This is a genomic window from Allobosea sp. 10N428 (genome assembly GCF_056394545.1).
In genome coordinates this window covers 316,357-334,893 of the sequence record NZ_JBFTIC010000005.1, presented here as the reverse complement: position 1 = coordinate 334,893, position 18,537 = coordinate 316,357, and the positions used below count along the sequence as shown (strand labels likewise).

The 18,537-nt window shown below is 65.4% G+C and carries 14 protein-coding genes; 10 read left to right on the top strand and 4 right to left on the bottom strand.

Annotated elements, in window-relative coordinates:
- Positions 1–57: 57 nt before the first annotated feature.
- Complete coding sequence (locus AC1DDA_RS17970; protein ID WP_476796748.1) at positions 58–1,476, bottom strand: phosphomannomutase; 1,419 nt, start codon at positions 1,474–1,476, stop codon at positions 58–60.
- 335 nt (positions 1,477–1,811) lie between these two features.
- Between AC1DDA_RS17970 and AC1DDA_RS17965 the strand changes: the two genes are divergently transcribed.
- Complete coding sequence (locus AC1DDA_RS17965) at positions 1,812–3,167, top strand: ferredoxin reductase family protein (RefSeq protein ID WP_476796747.1); 1,356 nt, start codon at positions 1,812–1,814, stop codon at positions 3,165–3,167.
- 186 nt (positions 3,168–3,353) lie between these two features.
- Here the strand turns inward: AC1DDA_RS17965 and AC1DDA_RS17960 are convergent, their stop codons facing one another.
- Positions 3,354–4,370: an NAD-dependent epimerase gene (locus AC1DDA_RS17960; protein ID WP_476796823.1), complete on the bottom strand. Its 1,017-nt coding sequence runs from the start codon at positions 4,368–4,370 to the stop codon at positions 3,354–3,356.
- On the opposite strand from AC1DDA_RS17960, the gene AC1DDA_RS17955 reads away from it, so the two are divergent.
- The 4 genes from AC1DDA_RS17955 (at position 4,317) to pgm (ending at position 9,407) form a co-directional block, all read left to right on the top strand.
- Positions 4,317–4,610 carry a hypothetical protein gene (locus AC1DDA_RS17955; RefSeq protein ID WP_476796827.1) on the top strand — a complete coding sequence of 98 codons (294 nt, stop codon included), beginning with the start codon at positions 4,317–4,319 and terminating at the stop codon, positions 4,608–4,610. The two genes, AC1DDA_RS17960 and AC1DDA_RS17955, sit on opposite strands and share 54 nt — an antisense overlap.
- Positions 4,611–4,661: 51 nt before the next feature.
- Positions 4,662–6,098, top strand: coding sequence for a mannose-1-phosphate guanylyltransferase/mannose-6-phosphate isomerase (locus AC1DDA_RS17950; protein WP_476796746.1), 1,437 nt, complete (start codon positions 4,662–4,664; stop codon positions 6,096–6,098).
- Positions 6,099–6,172: 74 nt separating this feature from the next.
- On the top strand, positions 6,173–7,519 hold the full coding sequence (locus AC1DDA_RS17945; RefSeq protein ID WP_476796822.1) for a UDP-glucose dehydrogenase family protein: 1,347 nt from the start codon (positions 6,173–6,175) through the stop codon (positions 7,517–7,519).
- A 235-nt stretch (positions 7,520–7,754) separates the two neighbouring features.
- Complete coding sequence (gene pgm / locus AC1DDA_RS17940; RefSeq protein WP_476796745.1) at positions 7,755–9,407, top strand: phosphoglucomutase (alpha-D-glucose-1,6-bisphosphate-dependent); 1,653 nt, start codon at positions 7,755–7,757, stop codon at positions 9,405–9,407.
- A gap of 280 nt (positions 9,408–9,687) precedes the next feature.
- On the opposite strand, the gene AC1DDA_RS17935 is transcribed toward pgm, so the two are convergent.
- On the bottom strand, positions 9,688–10,962 hold the full coding sequence (locus AC1DDA_RS17935) for an NAD(P)/FAD-dependent oxidoreductase (RefSeq protein WP_476796744.1): 1,275 nt from the start codon (positions 10,960–10,962) through the stop codon (positions 9,688–9,690).
- 152 nt (positions 10,963–11,114) lie between these two features.
- Here AC1DDA_RS17935 and AC1DDA_RS17930 point away from each other — a divergent pair, with 152 nt between their 5' ends.
- The 5 genes from AC1DDA_RS17930 (at position 11,115) to AC1DDA_RS17910 (ending at position 17,041) form a co-directional block, all read left to right on the top strand.
- Complete coding sequence (locus AC1DDA_RS17930) at positions 11,115–11,993, top strand: MurR/RpiR family transcriptional regulator (protein WP_476796743.1); 879 nt, start codon at positions 11,115–11,117, stop codon at positions 11,991–11,993.
- A 55-nt stretch (positions 11,994–12,048) separates the two neighbouring features.
- Positions 12,049–13,608, top strand: a complete 1,560-nt coding sequence (locus AC1DDA_RS17925) for an ABC transporter substrate-binding protein (protein ID WP_476796742.1) — start codon at positions 12,049–12,051, stop codon at positions 13,606–13,608.
- Between the two features lie 133 nt (positions 13,609–13,741).
- Positions 13,742–14,674 (top strand): ABC transporter permease, encoded by a 933-nt coding sequence (locus AC1DDA_RS17920; RefSeq protein WP_476796741.1) that lies wholly within the window; start codon positions 13,742–13,744, stop codon positions 14,672–14,674.
- Complete coding sequence (locus AC1DDA_RS17915; RefSeq protein WP_476796740.1) at positions 14,671–15,516, top strand: ABC transporter permease; 846 nt, start codon at positions 14,671–14,673, stop codon at positions 15,514–15,516. The genes AC1DDA_RS17920 and AC1DDA_RS17915 overlap by 4 nt, the downstream gene beginning before the upstream one ends.
- A 43-nt stretch (positions 15,517–15,559) precedes the next feature.
- Positions 15,560–17,041, top strand: a complete 1,482-nt coding sequence (locus tag AC1DDA_RS17910) for a M81 family metallopeptidase (protein WP_476796739.1) — start codon at positions 15,560–15,562, stop codon at positions 17,039–17,041.
- Between the two features lie 68 nt (positions 17,042–17,109).
- Here the strand turns inward: AC1DDA_RS17910 and AC1DDA_RS17905 are convergent, their stop codons facing one another.
- Complete coding sequence (locus AC1DDA_RS17905) at positions 17,110–18,291, bottom strand: patatin-like phospholipase family protein (protein ID WP_476796738.1); 1,182 nt, start codon at positions 18,289–18,291, stop codon at positions 17,110–17,112.
- Positions 18,292–18,537 lie beyond the last annotated feature (246 nt).

Sequence of the window (18,537 nt, the reverse complement as noted above, 5' to 3'; positions counted from 1 at the left end):
GGCGATCCTGCCGACGGGACGTTCTTCAGCGAAGGCCGCAGCCCGTTTCTCGGCACGTCAAAGGGTCTGAGCCGCTGCGAAGGAGAGGTTCTCGGCGAGCAGCGATTCGGCGAGAGCCGGCGTGGCAGCCTCCACATAGACGCGCAGCTCGGGGGCATTGCCCGAAGCCCGGAAATGCACCGTGCTGCCATCGGCCAGCGTCAACCGCAGCCCGTCGCGACGGTCGCGTGCGACCACCCCGCCATGGGCCGAGAAGCTGTCGTCGCGGAACGCCGGATCGTCGGCGTCGAGCCGGGCGATCAGCGCAGCGGTGCGATCCTGGGGGATCTCCTGCAGCCGGTTCGACAAGGCGACCGCGAAACCGGCCTCTGTTGCGATTTCGCTCAGGCGCTTGCCCCGCTGCGTCTTGAGAGCAAGGGTCGACAGGATCGGGAGCATCGCATCGCGCGTAGGCAGGGCCGGCAGGATGCGTCCTTCACGGGTGACATCCGAGCCGAGCAGCACCCCGCCATTGGCCTCGAAACCGACGACCACAGCGGCGCCCTCGCTTGCCGCCTGTTCCATGCCGGCGATGACATAGGGCGAGCCGACGCGCGTGCGGACCACGCGCGCGAACAGCCCCGGCCGGTCGAGGGCGGAATTCGATGTGACGGGAGTGACGATCGCATCGGCCCCGAGAAACCGTGCGGTCAAGGCGCCGAGGAGATCGCCGCGCAGGAAGGTTCCCCGTTCATCGGCGACGAGAGGACGATCCGCATCGCCATCCGTCGAGACGATGGCATCGAGCTGCTGCCCGGCGGCCCACTGCCGTGCCAGTGCCTCGTCCTCGGGGCGCAAGGCTTCGGTATCGACGGGGATGAAGCTGTCGCTGCGTCCCAGCGGCAGGGGTTCCGCGCCAAGCGCGGCGAGAACTTCGCAGATCGCGTCCCGGCCGACGGAGGAATGCTGGTAGACTCCGACGGTCAGGCCCGCCAGCGCCGCGCTGCCGAAGAAATCCGCATAACGGGCCCGGTAAGCCGTCAGCGCATCATAGGGGGCAGCCTCGGCCTGCAATGCGGGCATCGCGCTCAGGCCCAGCCGCCCATGCCAGGCCAGGATCTGTGCCTCATCAGCCTTGTCGATCTCGCCCCGCGCCCGGTAGAATTTCAGCCCGTTGCGGTCATCGGGGATGTGGCTGCCCGTCACCATGATGGCCGCGCAGCCGCGTGTCATGGCGGCCAGAGCAAGTGCGGGCGTCGGGACGGCGCCGCAGTCGACCGGGACGAGGCCCGCATCGAGGATCGCCTGCACAACCTGGGCCGCGATCAGCGGGCTCGATGACCGCAAGTCCCGCCCGATCAGCACTTCGCCTTGCGCTTGCGTATCATTCTCGCGCAGCATCGCGCAGAAGGCGCGAACATGGCTGTAGCTCGGCAGGCCGACGAGTTCGCTGACGAGACCGCGCAGGCCGGAGGTTCCGAATTTCAGGCTGGTCATGCGAGGCCGATCGTCCCGAGGTCGAGCTCTGTTCAAAGGATGATAATGACGCAGAGGCACCGGGGCGCCATCCGGAGTTCGAATTGTGCGTAGCGCCAACGACGAGCGAAGGAAAGTCGTACAGGCGGTGGCCACGGGCTATCCGGGCAGCCAGGCGTACCTTCTGATGTCCTTGCCCTGGTCGAGCGAGCACCAGGGTGCTGCCGGCCTCCTGGAAAGGTCACAAAATGGCGGTCGGCGGCTGCTCGATTGCGGCCGGGCTTGACCTCCATCAATGACGCGCCTCACAGCCCGTAGCGTTTAATTCTCATCCTCCATGGAGAATTTCGACGGCGATGCGGAACATCAAATACGCATTCTGGTGCCTGTTAGCCCTGTTGAGCCTTCTGTGGCTGGCGGCCGAGCCGGCGGCGTTCCAGTCGGCCAATTTCTTCGCCCTGCGCGGCGCCATGGTCCAGTACAGCGGCATCCTGGCCATGACGGCGATGAGCGTCGCGATGATCCTGGCGCTGCGGCCGCGCGGGCCGGAGCGCTGGCTCGGCGGCCTGGACAAGATGTACCGCCTGCACAAATGGTTGGGCATCGCCGCGCTCATCCTCTCGGTGATTCACTGGCTCTGGAGCCGGGGGCCGAAATGGGCGGTCGGATGGGGCTGGCTGGCGCGCCCGACGCGGGGAGCGCGACCGCCTCTGGAAAATCCGATCGAGCAGGCCTTCGCGAACCTGCGCGGCTCGGCAGAGTGGCTCGGCGAATGGGCGTTCTATGCGGCGGTTCTCCTGATCGCGCTAGCGCTCATCCGGCACGTCCCTTACCGCTTCTTCTACCAGACGCATCGCCTGCTCGCGGCCGCATACCTCGTCCTGGCGTTCCACGCCGTCGTCTTAACCGATTTCGACTACTGGGCGGCGCCGCTCGGTGTCGTGATGGCGCTGCTCCTCGCTTCCGGCACCTATGCGGCAACCATCGTTCTGCTGCGCCGTGTCGGCGCCGGTCGGCAGGTCGCGGGCAGGATCGCTTCGCTCCAGCACTATCCCGGCGTGCGCGTCCTCGAGGTCGAGATCGATGTGCCGGAAGGCTGGCCCGGCCATAAACCCGGGCAGTTCGCCTTCGCGACGTCGGATGTTCGCGAAGGCGCGCACCCCTACACCATCGCCTCGGCATGGCATGACGATCACCGCCGGATCACCTTCATCGCCAAGGAGCTCGGAGACCACACGAGCCGGCTGCGGGAGAAGCTGAGCGTCGGCCAGAATGTGCAGGTCGAGGGACCCTATGGCTGCTTCGACTTCGTCGACAGCCAGCCGCGGCAGATCTGGATCGGTGCGGGCATCGGCATCACGCCGTTCATCGCCAGGATGAAATACCTGGCCCAGGAGCGGTCGGAGTGTCCGGACCAGCCGCCGCCGGAGGTGGACCTCTTCCATCCGACCACGGATGTCGACGAGACCGCGCTTTCCAAGCTCAAGGCGGATGCCGAGGCCGCGAACATCCGTCTGCATATCTTCGTCAGCGGCCGGGACGGCCGACTGACCGGGGATCGCATTCGCGCGGCTGTGCCGGAATGGCGCGCCGCCAGCATGTGGTTCTGCGGTCCCTCGGACTTCGGAGAGGCGCTGCGCGCGGATTTCGCCGCCGCTGGATTGCCGGTGACGGAGCGGTTTCACCAGGAACTCTTCGCGATGAGGCCCTAGCAGGCGGTCGATCCCATCCATCGGGATGCGGGACCGCGCGTGCGCCGTGGATGGGAGCAGCATAGGAGGGTGAGGCTTACCGAAAAATGGGCGCCTTGATCGCTGCCGAAAGCCGGGGCGGGCTGCCAGCCCAATGCATCCCTTGCCCTCGCTGTCACTCGATAACCTGCTACGCTCGCTTCGCCCTCAAATGCTGTAGAAGGAGCGATACCATTCGACGAAGCGCGCGATGCCTTGCTCGATTGGTGTCGCAGGGCTGAAGCCGGTGCGGGCCGCCAGATCGCCGACATCGGCATAAGTCGCCGGCACGTCGCCGGGCTGCGATGGCAAGTGCCTCTTGATGGCCTCGCGTCCGCAGGCCTCCTCGATCACCGCAATGAAACGGTCGAGCCGGACCGGCGTGTGATTGCCGATATTGTAGAGGCGGAACGGCGCGGACGCCGTTGCGGGATCGGGATCGAAGGCATCGAATTTCGGGTCGGCGGTGGGCGGCAGGCCGGCGAGCGTCACGATCGCCTCGCGGATGTCGTCGACATAGGTGAAGTCGCGGCTCATCTCGGCCTCGGCATAGACGTCGATGGGCTGGCCCTCGAGAATCGCCTTGGTGAACTTGAAGTAAGCCATGTCCGGGCGCCCCCAGGGGCCGTAGACCGTAAAAAAGCGCAGTCCGGTCGTCGGAATGGCGTAGAGGTGCGAATAGGCGTGGGCCATCAACTCGTTCGCCCGCTTGGTCGCGGCATAGAGCGATACCGGATGGTCGGCGCGGTCATGCTCGCTGAACGGAACCTTGGCATTGGCGCCGTAGACCGAACTCGATGAAGCGTAGACGAGATGGTCGACCGGATGCCGGCGGCAGGCTTCGAGGACGGAGAGGAAGCCGTCGAGATTGGCGCTGGCATAGGCGCGGGGATTGTCGAGCGAGTAGCGCACGCCGGCCTGAGCGCCGAGATGAATGACGACCTGCGGCCGGAATGCGGCGAACGCCGCTTCGAAGCCGTCATAGTCGGCAATGTCGCTCTGCTCGAATGAGAAGCCGTTGCGCGCCTGAAGGCGATCGAGCCGCGCTTGCTTCAGTGCCGGATCGTAGTAGGGGGTGAGGCTATCGATGCCGAACACCTCTACACCCGCATCCAGGAGAGCCTGCGCGACGTGAAAACCGACGAAGCCGGCAGCGCCCGTCAAAAGTACACGTTCAAACGGCAGATTGGCTTTCATGCGATCATCTTCGTTCGTGCGGCTCTGGCGTGTTATTCGCGATGCGCCGCAACGTCGCAAGCGTTGCGCGACAATTTTGACGTGCAGACGGGGGCGATGCTTGTTCGGGGGCGCTTGCAGCGGCGCAGGGGGACGCCGATCGCTGAAAGGACGGCCGAGCGGCGATCGTCGTGGTTCGCGACGGACACCTTGGCCGCGAAACGATTGGATCGATTGCATCTCGGCTGATTTCGTTTCAGGACGACTTTCACTCGCTGCGCCGAGGAGCCAAATCGACAAATGATCATCACACCTCTGATCATGGCCGGCGGGGCAGGAACGCGACTCTGGCCGGTCTCGCGCGACTCGATGCCGAAGCAGTTCATCAATCTGCTGGGCCACGGACTCTCGACGTATCAGGCCACGCTCCTCAGGGTTCAGGGCGCGCCCTTCGGGCGCCCGGTCGTGATCACGAACCAGGAGTTCCGCTTCGTCGCGGCCGAGCAGATGCAGGCGCTCGGCATTGACGGCGACATCCTGCTCGAGCCGGAACGGCGGGATTCCGCGGCCGCGGTCGCGGTTGGCGCCCTCTTCGCGCAGCGACGGTCGCCTGACGCCGTCGCCATCGCGCTCGCGGCCGACCATGTCGTGATGGATGCGGATGCATTCCGGAGCGATTGTCTGGCGGCTGCCGAGCTCGCGGCGGACGGGCTGATCATGACGCTGGGCATCGTCCCGACGGCGCCTTCGACAGCGTACGGCTATATCGAGCCGGGCGAAGCGCTCGGTGCCGAGAAAGCGAAGCGCCTTTCGCGCTTCGTCGAGAAGCCGAATCCGACAACGGCGCAGGGCTATGTCGATCGAGGCTTCCTCTGGAACAGCGGCAATTTCGTTTTTTCGGTCGCGACCATGATCGAGGAGCTGGAGCGGTTTGCGCCGGAGGTTCTCGCCGGCGCGCGCGCCGCTTTGGGCAGGGCCAAGACCGATCTCGACTTCATCCGGCTTGATCCGCCGTCGTTTGCGGAGGTCATGAAAATCTCGATCGACTACGCTGTCATGGAGAAGACGACGAAGGCGGGTGTCCTGGCTGCGGGGTTCGACTGGTCCGATGTCGGGGCCTGGGATTCGATTCACGCGGTGGGGATCAAGAGCGATGACGGGAACGTCACGCATGGTCCGGTCGTTGCCATCGACACTTCAGGCTCTCTGCTGCGCAGCGACGACATGCTCGTGACGGGCATCGGCCTGCGCGACATGATCGTCATCGCGACGCGGGACGCCGTTCTGGTCGCTCCCCGGTCCGAGGCGGCCAAGGTGAAGACGCTGGTTGAGCAGCTCAAGGAACAGGGGAGGCCCGAGGCGAGCGAGCATCTGCGCATGTACCGCCCCTGGGGCTGGTATCAGCGGATCGATATCGGCCCGCGCTTCCAGGTCAAGCGCATCAGCGTCAAGCCCGGCGGCAAGCTGAGCCTGCAGAAACATTTCCATCGGTCGGAACATTGGGTGGTGGTCCGTGGAACGGCGCAGGTCACGCTTGATGAAAGCGTCACCTACATCCACGAGAATGAATCGATCTATCTGCCGATCGGCTGCACGCATCGGCTGGCCAATCCCGGAAAGATTGACCTCGAGCTCATCGAAGTCCAAGTCGGCAGCTATACCGGCGAGGATGATATCGTGCGGATCGAGGATATATACGCCAGGGCCTGCGGGCTGGGGCGGCCAGGCGAGATGTGAACAGCCGATGCGGGCGTGTTTCGGAAGGGCGCGCCTTCCTGGGCCGGAGCGTCGATGCTGTCGAGGAGTGAATGATGAAGATCGTTATGATCGGTTCCGGCTATGTCGGCCTGGTGTCGGGCGCATGCTTTGCGGATTTCGGCCATGATGTCGTCTGCGTCGACAAGCAGGAAAGCAAGATCGTCGCGTTGAAGCGGGGCGAGATCCCGATCTTCGAGCCGGGTCTGACCGATCTCGTGCGCAGCAATGCCGCGGCTGGCCGGCTGTCCTTCACGACCGATCTCGCAGGTCCGGTCGGGCAGGCCGATGCGGTCTTCATCGCGGTGGGCACCCCGTCCCGGCGCGGCGACGGCTTCGCCGACCTCTCCTATGTCTATGCGGCGACGCGCGAGATCGCGCAGGCATTGAGCGGCTACACCGTCATCGTCACGAAATCGACGGTCCCGGTCGGAACGGGCGACGAGGTCGAGCGCATCATCCGCGAGCTGCGTCCTGATGCGGAGTTCTCCGTCGTTTCCAATCCCGAGTTCCTGCGCGAGGGCGCGGCGATCGAGGATTTCAAGCGGCCGGACCGCATCGTGATCGGCGCCGAGGAGGAGCGGGCGCGCACGATCATGGCCGATGTCTATCGCCCTCTCTACCTCAACAGCGCGCCCATCCTGAATACGAGCCGCCGCACCGCCGAGCTGACCAAATATGCGGCGAATGCGTTCCTGGCGACGAAGATCACCTTCATCAACGAGATGGCGGATCTGTGTGAGCAAGTCGGCGCCAACGTGCAGGACGTGGCCCGCGGCATGGGTCTCGACAATCGGATCGGCAACAAATTCCTTCACGCCGGCCCCGGCTACGGCGGATCCTGCTTCCCGAAGGATACGCTGGCTCTGATCAAGACGGCTCAGGATCATGGCACGCCGGCGCGCATCGTGGAGACCGTCGCGGCGGTGAACGATCAGCGCAAGCGCGCCATGGGCCGAAAGGTGGTGGCGGCCTGCGGCGGATCGGTCCGCGGCAAGACGGTTGCGGTGCTCGGTCTGACCTTCAAGCCCAACACCGATGACATGCGCGATGCCCCCTCGCTGGCGATCGTTCAGGCGCTGCAGGATGGCGGGGCCGCGATCCGCGCCTACGATCCTGAAGGCATGGAGCAGGCCAAGGCGGTGCTGCCTGCCGGCGTGACCTACTGCGCGGATGCGTATGATTGCGTGGCCCAGGCGGATGCCGCCGTCATCGTGACCGAGTGGAACATCTTCCGCGCGCTCGACCTCGACCGCGTGAAAAGCTTGATGGCTGCTCCGGTTCTCCTGGATTTGCGCAATATCTACCGGCCGGAGCAACTGCGCGCGAAGGGCTTCACCTATGTCGATGTGGGGAGGGGCCTTCCGCCGGAGGCGCCCGCCAAGGCTATCGACGCGGCTTAGGGCGCCGGACCGAAAAGTGGAATCCACTTTTCGGAGAAACCCCATTCCTAAACATCAGGTTAGATCGCGCTTCGCGTCCAAAGGGACGTGCGGCCGTCCAACTGTCGGCTGGACGATCATGATTCCGAGACATTAGGTTGCGATGTACCCCGGGGAGTCTCTACCGGCGCCGGTTGGCGTCTGGCGATTCTTCTGCCGCACGCAACGACCCTCGAACGGATTTCAGAGATACAGCATGTCCAATGATGTCAGTCCATTTGCGGGAAAGCGGCTGGAGCCGGGCATGCTCGTCGATGTGGCGGCTCTCAACAATGCCTATTTCGAGCGGCCAGACCCGTCGCAGCGCTCTCAGCAGGTGGCTTTCGGCACGTCCGGCCATCGTGGCTCGGCCTTCTCGCTGTCGTTCAACGAGGCCCATATTCTCGCCATCGCCCAGGCGATCTGCCTCTATCGCCAGGCGCAGGGCATAGACGGGCCGCTCTTCCTCGGGATTGATAGCCATGCGCTTTCGCGCAACGCTTTCGAAACGGTGCTGGAGGTCTTCGCTGCCAATGGCGTGGCCACGGTGATCGACGACAAGCTCGGCTTTACGCCGACGCCGGTGATCTCGCACGCGATCCTGACCTACAATCGTGGCCGCACCTCCGGCAAAGCAGATGGCGTGGTCATTTCGCCCTCGCACAACCCTCCGGCCGATGGCGGCCTGAAGTACAACCCGCCGCATGGCGGCCCGGCCGACACTGATGCCACCGGCTGGATCGAGAAGAAGGCCAACGCCCTCATCGCCGATAAGCTCGCCGGGATCAGCCGCATCCCCTATGAGCGGGCGCTGAAGAGCGAGCATGTCCGCCGGCACGACTACATCAGCGGCTACGTCGCCGATCTTGCCGATGTCGTCGACATGGAGGCGATTGCCAGGGCCGGCGTCTCCATCGGCATCGATCCGCTCGGCGGGGCCGGGCTCGACTATTATCAGCCGATCATCGACCGCTATGGTTTGAACGCGACCATCGTCAGCACGGAGGTCGATCCGACCTTCGGCTTCATGACCGCGGATTGGGACGGCAAGATCCGCATGGATTGCTCCTCGCCCTATGCCATGGCGAGCCTGATCGGCATGCGCGACAAGTTCGACGTCGCTTTCGCCAATGATACGGATGCCGACCGGCATGGCATCGTCACCCGCAGCGGCGGGCTGATGAATCCCAACCATTATCTGGCGACGGCGAGCGCTTATCTCTTCGCCAACCGGCCGGGCTGGAGCCGCGATGCCGCCATCGGCAAGACCGTGGTGTCGAGCGCCATCATCGATCGCGTCGCGGCCAAGCTCGGACGCGGCCTCGTCGAGGTGCCGGTCGGCTTCAAATGGTTCGTGGACGGCCTGATCTCGGGCGCGTTCGGCTTTGCCGGCGAGGAGAGCGCCGGCGCCTCCTTCCTGCGCCGGGACGGCACGGTCTGGACGACGGACAAGGACGGAATCATCCTGGGCCTGCTCGCGGCCGAGATCACCGCGAAAACGGGCGCTGACCCCAGCGTCTTCTACGGAAAGCTGACGGCCGAGCTGGGCAACCCCCGCTATGCAAGGGTCGATGCCCCCGCGACATCGGCCCAGAAGGCGATCCTCAAGAACCTCACCGCCGAGCAGATCACGACCAAGGAACTCGCGGGTCAGCCGATCACCGCCATTCTCAACGAGGCGCCGGGCAACGGCGCTGCGATTGGCGGCGTGAAGGTAACGGCCGCGGACGGATGGTTCGCCGCCCGCCCCTCCGGTACCGAGGAGGTCTACAAGATCTACGCCGAAAGCTTCCGCAACGAGGCGCATCTGGCGGCCATCCAGGAGGATGCGCGGCGCATCGTCGGCGCGGCGATCGGTGGGGTGGCCTGAGGAGGCTTCGGCGAAATTCGCGACAGCCTGGTCTCCTGCCGGCCTTGCCTCCGGCAGGGGGCTCATGATGCGCCGCATCATCGATCAACGGGGATAGGCTTGAGAATTTTATTCGATTTTTGCCCCGATATGGCAGTCTGACCGGACGGATTCGGGTTCGATAGACAATAATAGCTCGGAGGGGCATCCGTGATCTATGTCGGGATTTTTTACCTCGCCTGCGCCGCCGTGTTCCTGCAGCTCGTGGAGGGGGCGCCCGTCATAGAGTGAGAAGGCTGGGTCATGACCCGCCTGAGCCGAGCGATTTCGCCAGGAAACGCTCGGCCGCGAAAGGCGCCATGTCGCAGAAGGTCGGAGCGCCGGTCATGGCCTCCGCCAGCAGCCGCCCTGTCGCGGGGCCAAGTGTGAAGCCGTGATGGGCGTGGCCGAATGCGAACCATAGGCCGGGATGCCGGGGTGCACGGCCGATTACGGGAAGCATGTCGGGCAGGCAAGGGCGTGCACCGCGCCACGGCTCGGCATCCAGACGCCGCCCCAATGGCATAATGCCTCGCGCGATCTCTTCGGCGCGATCGAGTTGCCAGGTGTCGGAGGGCTGGTCGCGCCCGGCCAGCTCGATCCCCGTCGTGAGCCTGACGCCGCGCTGCATCTGCGTCAGCACGAAGCCGGCCCGAGCATCGCAGAGCGGGTGGCGCGGAGCCAGCTGGGACGCAATCTCGTAATGCATGTGATAGCCGCGCTTGAAGCCCAGCGGGAAGCGATAGCCGAAGCGCTCGTAAAGCTCCTTCGACCAGGGCCCCAAAGCGGCGACGACCTCGGATGCCTGCCATTCGCCTGCTTCGGTCGGTAGACGCCAGCCCGGCTGCTCTTGCCTCAAGCCCTGCGCGTCGGCCTTTGCCACGATGCCGCCGCGGGCCGCGAAGAGCGCTGCGTAAGCGCGCGTGACTGCTCCGGGGTCGGTCACCGTCGCAGGGTCGCGCCAGTGAATGGCACCGGTTATCGCGTCCGGCAGCAGGCCGGGCTCGCGGTGGTGCAGGTTGTGGTCATCGAGCACGTCATAGGCAAGGCCGTAGGGTTGCAGATCCGCAGCCGCCCTCATCGCTTGCTCGAACCCGCGCCGGTCGCGATAGAGCTCGATCCAGCCGCCGCTTCGCATCAGGGCTTCGGTTCCGGCCGCCTTCGTCCAATGGTTGTGTTCCTCGATGCAGCGCTCGATCAGCGGCAGGATCGCGCGGCCCAGCTTGTCCAGGCGCGCGGGTGCGGAATTCCGCCAATAGCGAGCGAGCCACGGCGCCATCCGCAGCAGCGTGGCCGGGCGGTAGCGCACCGCGATCGAGCGGTTCGACGCGAAGGCGGCAAGCGTCGCGAAGTCGCGGGGAAAGGCATAGGGGACCACCGAGGATCGTTCGATCAGCCCCGCATTGCCGTGGCTCGTCTCGGCGCCGGGCTCGCCGCGGTCGACCAGCAAGACCCTGCGGCCGCGTTCCTGCAGATGCAGCGCAACGCTGACACCGACGATTCCGGCGCCGAGCACGATCACATCGGCATGTCGCATGGCAGTGCTCATCGCGCGGGAATGCCCGTCTCCATCCGCCCGAAGCGGGCACCGGCAAGACGAGCCTCAAACGGCGAGGGTTTGCAAGAAAATAAAAATCATTTGACGGCGTGAAAGAAAAATTTCTTGATGAGGCATCGCCGGGAGTTTCGATGTCTCAAACCCTTCGCCAGAGATTGCAGGCTTGCCTCGCCAACGGCTCCAAGGCCGACAAGGCGCTGGCAAGCTACATGCTGGCGCAGCTGCCGAGCCTGCCCTTCGAGACGGCGGCCAGCCTGGCGGAGAAGGTTTCTCTCAGCGAGCCGACGGTCGGGCGCTTCTGCCGGACACTGGGGTACAAGAGCCTCAAGGACCTCAAGGGCAGCCTCGCCGAGGAGATCGGGGACCGGCCCTGGCTGATCAGCGACCGGCTGCGCGATTTCCAGCAGCGCAGCCTCGCCGGCGACGACCAGCTCGCGCGCAGCCTCCAGCTCGAGATCGCCGGTCTCGTCAGGCTCTACGAACTCGCCCAGAGCGAAGAGTGGAAGCGGGTTGCCCGCCGCCTGGCGACGGCGCCCTCCGTCTACGTCACCGGCTTCCAGACCGAGCGCGGCCTCGCGCAATACCTCGCCAACCAGCTCCAGTATCTGCGCGACGGTGTGCATCTCGTCGACCTCGCCGCCGGCAATTTCTCCGACCTCCTGCTCTCGGGCGAGGCCGGGCGCCATCTCGTGATCTTCGAGGCGCGGCGCTATTCGCGCATGGCCAAGGTGCTGGCGCAGGAAGCGAAGGCAGCCGGCATTCCGACCACCCTCGTGACCGATTCCTTCTGCGACTGGGGCCGCGGCCTCGTCGACGAGATGCTGGTCGTCTCGACCGAGTTCAACCTGTTCTGGGACTCGACCGCTCAAATGGCGAGCCTGAGCAATCTGCTGATCAACGCGGTCTTCGTCGAGCTCGGCCCGCAGGTCGAGCAGCGGCTGAACCGGATGGCCGAGCTCTATGGCCGCTTCACCGGCCATGTCGGCGACAGCTCAGGCCCTCTCGGCTGAACCACCCAAGCCTTTCGCAACATCTCGAAACATAAGGGGAAACGGGATGAAGACGATGATCAAAGGGAGCCTTCTGGCGTTGGGCCTCGCCTCCCTCGCCGCGACTGCCGCGCCAGCGCAGGAGGCGACGTTCGTGATGACCGCGCGCCTCGTCGGCGCGCCGACCTACAACCCGGTCAAGGCGACCAAGCTCAACACCGCTACCACGCTGATCTTCGACCGGCTGGTCGTGCAGGATGCCGATCAGAGCTTCCATGGACAGCTTGCTGCGTCGTGGGAAGCGAGCCCCGACGGCATGCAGTGGACCTTCAAGCTGAAGCCCGGCGTGAAGTTCCACAATGGCGAGCCGTTCAACGCCAGGACGATCGAATGGTGGGTGCCGCAGTTCAAGGGCACAGAAAACGCCTTCACCGTCGAGGCGGTCGACCGTGTCGAGGTCGTCGACGATCTGACGGTGCGCTTCCACATGAAGCATCCCGACCCGAACCTGCTGTTCAACCTCGCCAGCTCCTTCATGTGCATTCCCGAGCCCAAGGCCTATCAGGCCCTCGGCGACAAGTTCGGCGTGACGGAGGCGGTCGGCACCGGCCCCTACAAGATGCAGCAGTTCACGGTGGGCCAGCAGACCGTGCTGGTTCGTAACGACGACTATGCCTGGGCGTCGGATTTGTCGGCTAACAAAGGGCCGGCCAAGTTCAAGAAGCTGACCTTCCGCGAGATCGCCGAGGAATCGACCGCCTATCTCGAGCTTAAGACCGGCGGCGCCGACCTATTGGTCAACGTCCCGACCGACTTCCTGCCGCGCATCCAGGCCGACAAGGCGGTGAAGCTCGTCACCATTCCCGGCAACGAGCTGGTCTATATGCCGATCAACACCAGCGTCGAGCCATTCACCGACATCAAGGTGCGTGAAGCCACCGCCTTCGCCGTCAATCAGAAGGAGATCCTGACCAGCCTCTATGGCGGCAACGGCGCGGCTGCGGACACCTTCCTGATTTCTTCGCTGAAGGAGTCGCAGGTCGATCCGAAGTTCAAGATCTCCTTCGATCCCGAGCGTTCCAAGAAGCTGTTCGACGAAGCCGGCTGGAAGGCCGGCCCCGACGGCATCCGCGTCAAGGACGGCAAGCGCCTCGAAGTGAAGCTCTGGACCCAGAACGGCACCGAGTTCAAACGCCTCGTCGAGATCGTCCAGGCCCAGCTCAAGGCTGTCGGCGTGCAGGCCGATATCAGCATCATCGATGCCGGCTCGATCAATGCGCAGTATCGCAAGAAGACCGAGCACCAGCTCGCGATCCGCTCTTATCAGTGGACCAATGCCGATATCGTCGACTGGTTCTTTGCGGCGAAGCGGGCCGGTTATCCCAACGTCTCGATGTTCAACGATCCCGAGGCGGAGCGGCTGAACGACATCGCCATGAACAAGTCGAAGACCTGGGACGAGCGCGTCGCGAACTTCACCAAGTACCATGAGTACGTACTGTCGCAGTACGCGTTCGCGCCGATCTACCAGCCGGCGCAGAGCCTCGCCTACGGCAAGCGCATCGCGATGCCCGGGAAGATCCGCGGCACCGGGCTCTACGGGCCTACCATGCTCGACATCGCCCCAGCGAACTGAGCCTTGATCGCCGCGTCCGGCTGGACGCGATAACGGCGACCAATTTCTTTGTTGCCGCATCGGATTCTTCCGAAAAGTGGATCCCACTTTTCGGTCCGGTGCTCCAGGCCACGGCCGCACACGGGAGAGACCCTTGCTGCGTTTCGCGATCCGGCGGCTCGCCATGCTTGTGCCGGTGTTCCTCGCCGTCTCGCTGGTGATCTTCATGATCATCCATCTCGTGCCGGGCGACCCGCTGGAGCATCTGATCCAGGTCGGCTCGTCGCCCGAGCAGCGAGCGCAGATGATCGCCCGCTACGGCCTCGACCAGCCGCTGCTCGTCCAGTACGGGCGCTGGCTCGCCAAGGTCGTGACCGGCGATCTCGGCGACGCCATCGTGATGCGCCAGCCGGTCGCGCAGCTGATCGCCGAGAACATGCCGCACAGCCTCGCGCTCGGCGGCACGGCGCTCCTGTTCTCCACGACCGTCGGCATCACCGCGGGCGTGCTGGCCGCCTCCTTCCGCGACAGCCTGTTCGACCGGGCCGTGATGGGCTTTATCCTGCTCGGCTCGACGCTGCCGAGCTTCTGGCTGGCGCTGCTGATGATCCTGATGTTCGCCGTGCAGTTCGAATGGTTCCCGGTCTCGGGCGCCCGGAGATGGGATGCTCTGGTGCTGCCGGCTCTGACCATCGGCATCGGCGGCACGGCGCTGATAGCCCGCGTCACCCGCGCCGCGATGGTCGAGATATCCGGCCGGGACTTCGTGCGTGTGCTCAAGGCGAAGGGGCTGCCGTTCTGGCGCATCCAGCTCCGGCACGTGCTCCAGCAGGCGATGCTGCCGGTCATGACCATTCTCGGCCTGCGCATCGGCTGGATCCTCGGCGGCGCCGTCACGGTGGAATATGTCTTTGCCCGTCCAGGCCTCGGCTCCCTGCTGATCACGGGGCTCGGGCAGCGCGACTATCCGCTGGTGCAGGGCTGCCTCCTGATGCTCGCCATTGCGGTGATGCTCGGCACGCTGCTCGGCGACCTTGCCCAGGCGGCGCTCGACCCGCGCCTGCGCGAAGCGATGGGTGCAAGATGAGCCGTTCGTCCCTCGTGTCCCGGCTCTCGCGCTCGCCGCGCGGCGGCCTTTGCGCCCTGTTCCTGCTCGCATTGGTGCTCTGCGCGATCTTCGCGCCCTGGATCGCGCCCTATGATTATGCCGCGCAGAAGCTCAGCCTCGCCAACACGCCCCCCTCGGCCGCGCACTGGCTCGGCACCGACGAGTTCGGGCGCGACCTGCTCTCCCGCATCATCCAGGGTGCCCGCACCTCGCTCAGCGTCAGCGTGCTTTCCATCGCCCTTTCGGTGATCGCGGGGGCGACGCTCGGCGCCGCCGCCGGCTATTTCGGCGGCATGTTCGACCGGGCCGTCACCGTCGTCGTCGACCTGACCTGGTCATTCCCGGAGATCCTGCTGGCGCTGATCCTGATCGCCATCCTCGGGCCGGGCCTGCATTCGACGGCGATCGCCATCGCCATCGCCTATCTCGCTCAGTTCACCCGGCTGACGCGGGCGCAGGTCATGGCGCTGAGAGGAGAGCTCTTCGTCGATGCCGCCGTGACGGCCGGTGCCAGCCCCGCCCGCGTGCTCTTCCTGCATCTGCTGCCGAACGCGATGACGCCGGTCATCGTCGCGGGCATGCTGGCGACGGGCGATGCCATCGTGCTCGAGGCGACGCTCGGCTTCTTCGGGCTGGGAGCCCAGCCGCCGGTGCCAAGCTGGGGTGCGATGATGAGTTCCGGCACCGCCCAGATCTTCATCGCGCCCTGGATCATCATCTTTCCCGGCCTCGTGATCGCCACGACCGTGATCGCCATCAACCTGTTCGGCGACGCGCTGATCGAGGCGCTCGATATCCGCCGGCCGTTGCGCGACGGCTGACGCCTGCCACCACAGAGAAGCAGAAGAAACCGCGAGGAACGCCATGACCTTCACCGTGCTGACCGCCGAGTTCTCGCATGAGAGCAACACTTTCAGCCGTTGCCCGGCCGACCTGTCCGCCTTCGAGGACCGCGGCATCAGCCTGGGCGAGGCTGCCATCGCCGAGCGCGGCGAGGCCAATACGCCGATAGCGGGCTTTCTCGATATCGGCCGCCCGGCCGGTTGGCAGGTGGTCCATGCGATCAGCGCTGCCGCGCAGCCCTCCGGCCCGGTGACGCGCGAGGCCTTCGATCATATCGCCGGTGTCATCGTCGATGCGGCGAAGGCGCATCGCGGGGCGATCGATGGTGTGCTGCTCGGCCTGCACGGCGCGATGGTCACGGGTTTCTGCGAGGATGGCGAAGGCGAACTGCTGGAGCGCCTGCGCGCCGTGCTCGGACGCGACGTGCCGATCGGCATCACGCTCGACCCTCATGCCAATGTCACCCGGAAAATGACGGAGCTGGCTGATATCGTCGTCTCCTACAAGACCTATCCGCATGTCGATGTCCGCGAGACCGGGCGGCTGGCGGCCGACATCATGCAGCGGACGATGGCCGGGGAGATCAAGCCGGTGACGCTGCGCGCCGAGCGGCCGATGCTGGAGGAGGTGAATGGCGGGCGCACCGACATCGGCCCCATGGTCGAGCGCATCGCCAAGGCCAAGGCCTATGAGGAGGAGGCCGATGTCTTCGCGGTCAGTGTCAATGGCGGCTTCGGCAACGCCGATATCGAGGAGGTCGGCCCGACCGTCCTCGTCACCTGCCAGGGCGATCACGAGCGCCACAGTGCCTTTGCCGAAGCGCTCGTCGAGGATATGTGGCAGCGCCGCCACGACAAGGTCACGCCGTTCCTTACGGTCGAGGAGGCGGTTGCCGAGGCGGCCGGCTATGTCGCGACTTCCGGCCCACTCATCATCGCCGATTATGCCGACAATCCCGGTGGCGGCGGCTATGGCGACGCGACCGGACTGCTGAAAGGCATGATCGCGGCCGATCTGAAGGATGCCTGCTTCGGACCGATCGTCGATCCGGAGGCTGCGGCCGAATTGCACCGGGCCAAACCGGGCTCGTCGGTATCCGTCCGGCTCGGCGGCAAGGTCGACCCTCAGATCGGCGGGGGGCCGCTTGCGCTCACCGGCACGCTCGTCAGCCTGAGCGACGGCGACTATGTCGGCGACGGGCCGATGATGGGCGGGCTGCATGCGAGCTGGGGCCCCTGCGCGGTCCTGCGCGTCGGCGACGTCGAGATCCTCGTCACGACGATCCGCGCGCAGATGAACGATCTCCAGCAATTCCGCGCTTTCGGGATCGATCCCGCTGCCAAGCGCGTGGTGGCGCTGAAGTCGATGCAGCATTTCCGTGCCGCCTTCGAGCCGATCGCCGGCAAGGTCATCGTCTGCGACAGTGGCGCGCTCTGCACGCCCGATCTCACCAAACTACCCTATCGCCGCGCGCGCCGCCCGATCTTCCCGCTAGACGCATAGCGGGATCGGTCCCGCGGTCCCGCAAACGCCCTCCGCGCGGTCAGCGATATAGGGCTCCGCAATCGGGATCACCGCGTGGCGATGATCCGATCGTGCCGGAGACCGGCAGCGAGAAGGTCGCGCCCGAGGCCGGAGAGGAAATCGACCTCGTCGGCCTTGAGCGAAAGCTTGTAGCGGAGCCGGAGAATGCGGGCTCTCGCCTCGGGCGCGCTTATATCGGCCAGGGACAGCTTTACGAGCCTGACCTCGAGCTTGTCGCAATCCTGTGTTCGCACGGCATTGCAACGCCAGCGGATCAAGCGCTGCCGCCAGCGCTCGGTCTCCCTTTCCAGCCCGTCGAGACTGGCTCGGCTTGAATAGTCGATCATCGCATCGATCGATGCCGTGATGGCGTCCAGCGCACCCGGGCCGTCCGTCGTTGCCGACATATCGCCGCCAACACGCAAGGAGGCATCGGCGACGATTACGATGATGCGCTTGACCTCCCGTGCGGTCGCCACCGGCAGCGGCGACGGTGCCGGTCCGCGCATCGACCTCATGAGGTTATCGGTGGCCAGGTTGTCGACCAGGCCACCATCGAGCAGCTTGAGGTAGCGCAGGTCAGGAGCCGTCGCGTAACGCGCTTGCGTTTCCTGAAGATGGGACACGACCGCGGAACTTGCTGCCGGCGTCGCAGGGACGCCCGGAACAAGCGGACAGGCCGGGTTGAAGTTTTCCAGGACGATTGGCGCAAACAAGACCGGCACGGCTGACGATGCCGCGACGGCATGAGATAGCGGGAAGCTGTTGTAGTCGCTGCAGATCGTGCGGAAACTCGCGCGATCGAAGGAGAAGGGTGCGCGGTTATAGAGGTCCGTCGCGTGCAGCAGGAGGCGCGGCCCTCCCGTGCGTTCGAGGTCGCCGAGCGTTGCGCCATGGTAGAGATGGGCATCGAGCCAGGCCGCCAAGCCGGTGAGGTCATTGATGCCGCCGCGATAGCCGCGCAGCAGATTGTCCGGCGTGATGGCGGTCCGCAGCGACGCTTCTGAATCCCGGTCGAGGAAATCGTGCTTGAAGGCCGGTATCCCTGACGGACCATGCAACGCGAGATAGGCCGCCAGCATGCCGCCGCCTGAAACGCCGGCCACCACCGCAATGTCGTCGGCGAGCGTCCGGCCGGTTTCCTCGGGAGCCGGTTGTTCGGCAAGCGCCGACAGAACGCCGTATCCGAAAGCGGCAGAACGGGCTCCTCCGCCTGAAAGAGCCAGCACGACGGCAGTTCTTCCCGGACGCGCGGTCGACGAGCGCGCGCCTATTGACGCCGTGATTTCCGTCAAAGGCAAGTTCGAGGGAGGATTGGAGGGGCTTGCGCAAGCCGTCAGTTCGACAGACAGCGCCATTGCTCCCAAAACCTTGAGTGCCTTCTTCCAGCAGCCGGCAGTCGGCTGGCTTGGCGGCTTGAGAACCATGCGGGCGCGATCTCCATCGCCCGCCGTCTTCTCTTGTCGAGACGCCCG

Coding starts and splice junctions, on each gene's coding strand:
- AC1DDA_RS17970 (WP_476796748.1), bottom strand. CDS start 1,476: ATGACCAGCCTGAAATTCGGAACCTCCGGCCTGCGCGGTCTCGTCAGC.
- AC1DDA_RS17965 (WP_476796747.1), top strand. CDS start 1,812: ATGCGGAACATCAAATACGCATTCTGGTGCCTGTTAGCCCTGTTGAGC.
- AC1DDA_RS17950 (WP_476796746.1), top strand. CDS start 4,662: ATGATCATCACACCTCTGATCATGGCCGGCGGGGCAGGAACGCGACTC.
- AC1DDA_RS17945 (WP_476796822.1), top strand. CDS start 6,173: ATGAAGATCGTTATGATCGGTTCCGGCTATGTCGGCCTGGTGTCGGGC.
- pgm (WP_476796745.1), top strand. CDS start 7,755: ATGTCCAATGATGTCAGTCCATTTGCGGGAAAGCGGCTGGAGCCGGGC.
- AC1DDA_RS17935 (WP_476796744.1), bottom strand. CDS start 10,962: ATGCGACATGCCGATGTGATCGTGCTCGGCGCCGGAATCGTCGGTGTC.
- AC1DDA_RS17930 (WP_476796743.1), top strand. CDS start 11,115: ATGTCTCAAACCCTTCGCCAGAGATTGCAGGCTTGCCTCGCCAACGGC.
- AC1DDA_RS17925 (WP_476796742.1), top strand. CDS start 12,049: ATGATCAAAGGGAGCCTTCTGGCGTTGGGCCTCGCCTCCCTCGCCGCG.
- AC1DDA_RS17915 (WP_476796740.1), top strand. CDS start 14,671: ATGAGCCGTTCGTCCCTCGTGTCCCGGCTCTCGCGCTCGCCGCGCGGC.
- AC1DDA_RS17910 (WP_476796739.1), top strand. CDS start 15,560: ATGACCTTCACCGTGCTGACCGCCGAGTTCTCGCATGAGAGCAACACT.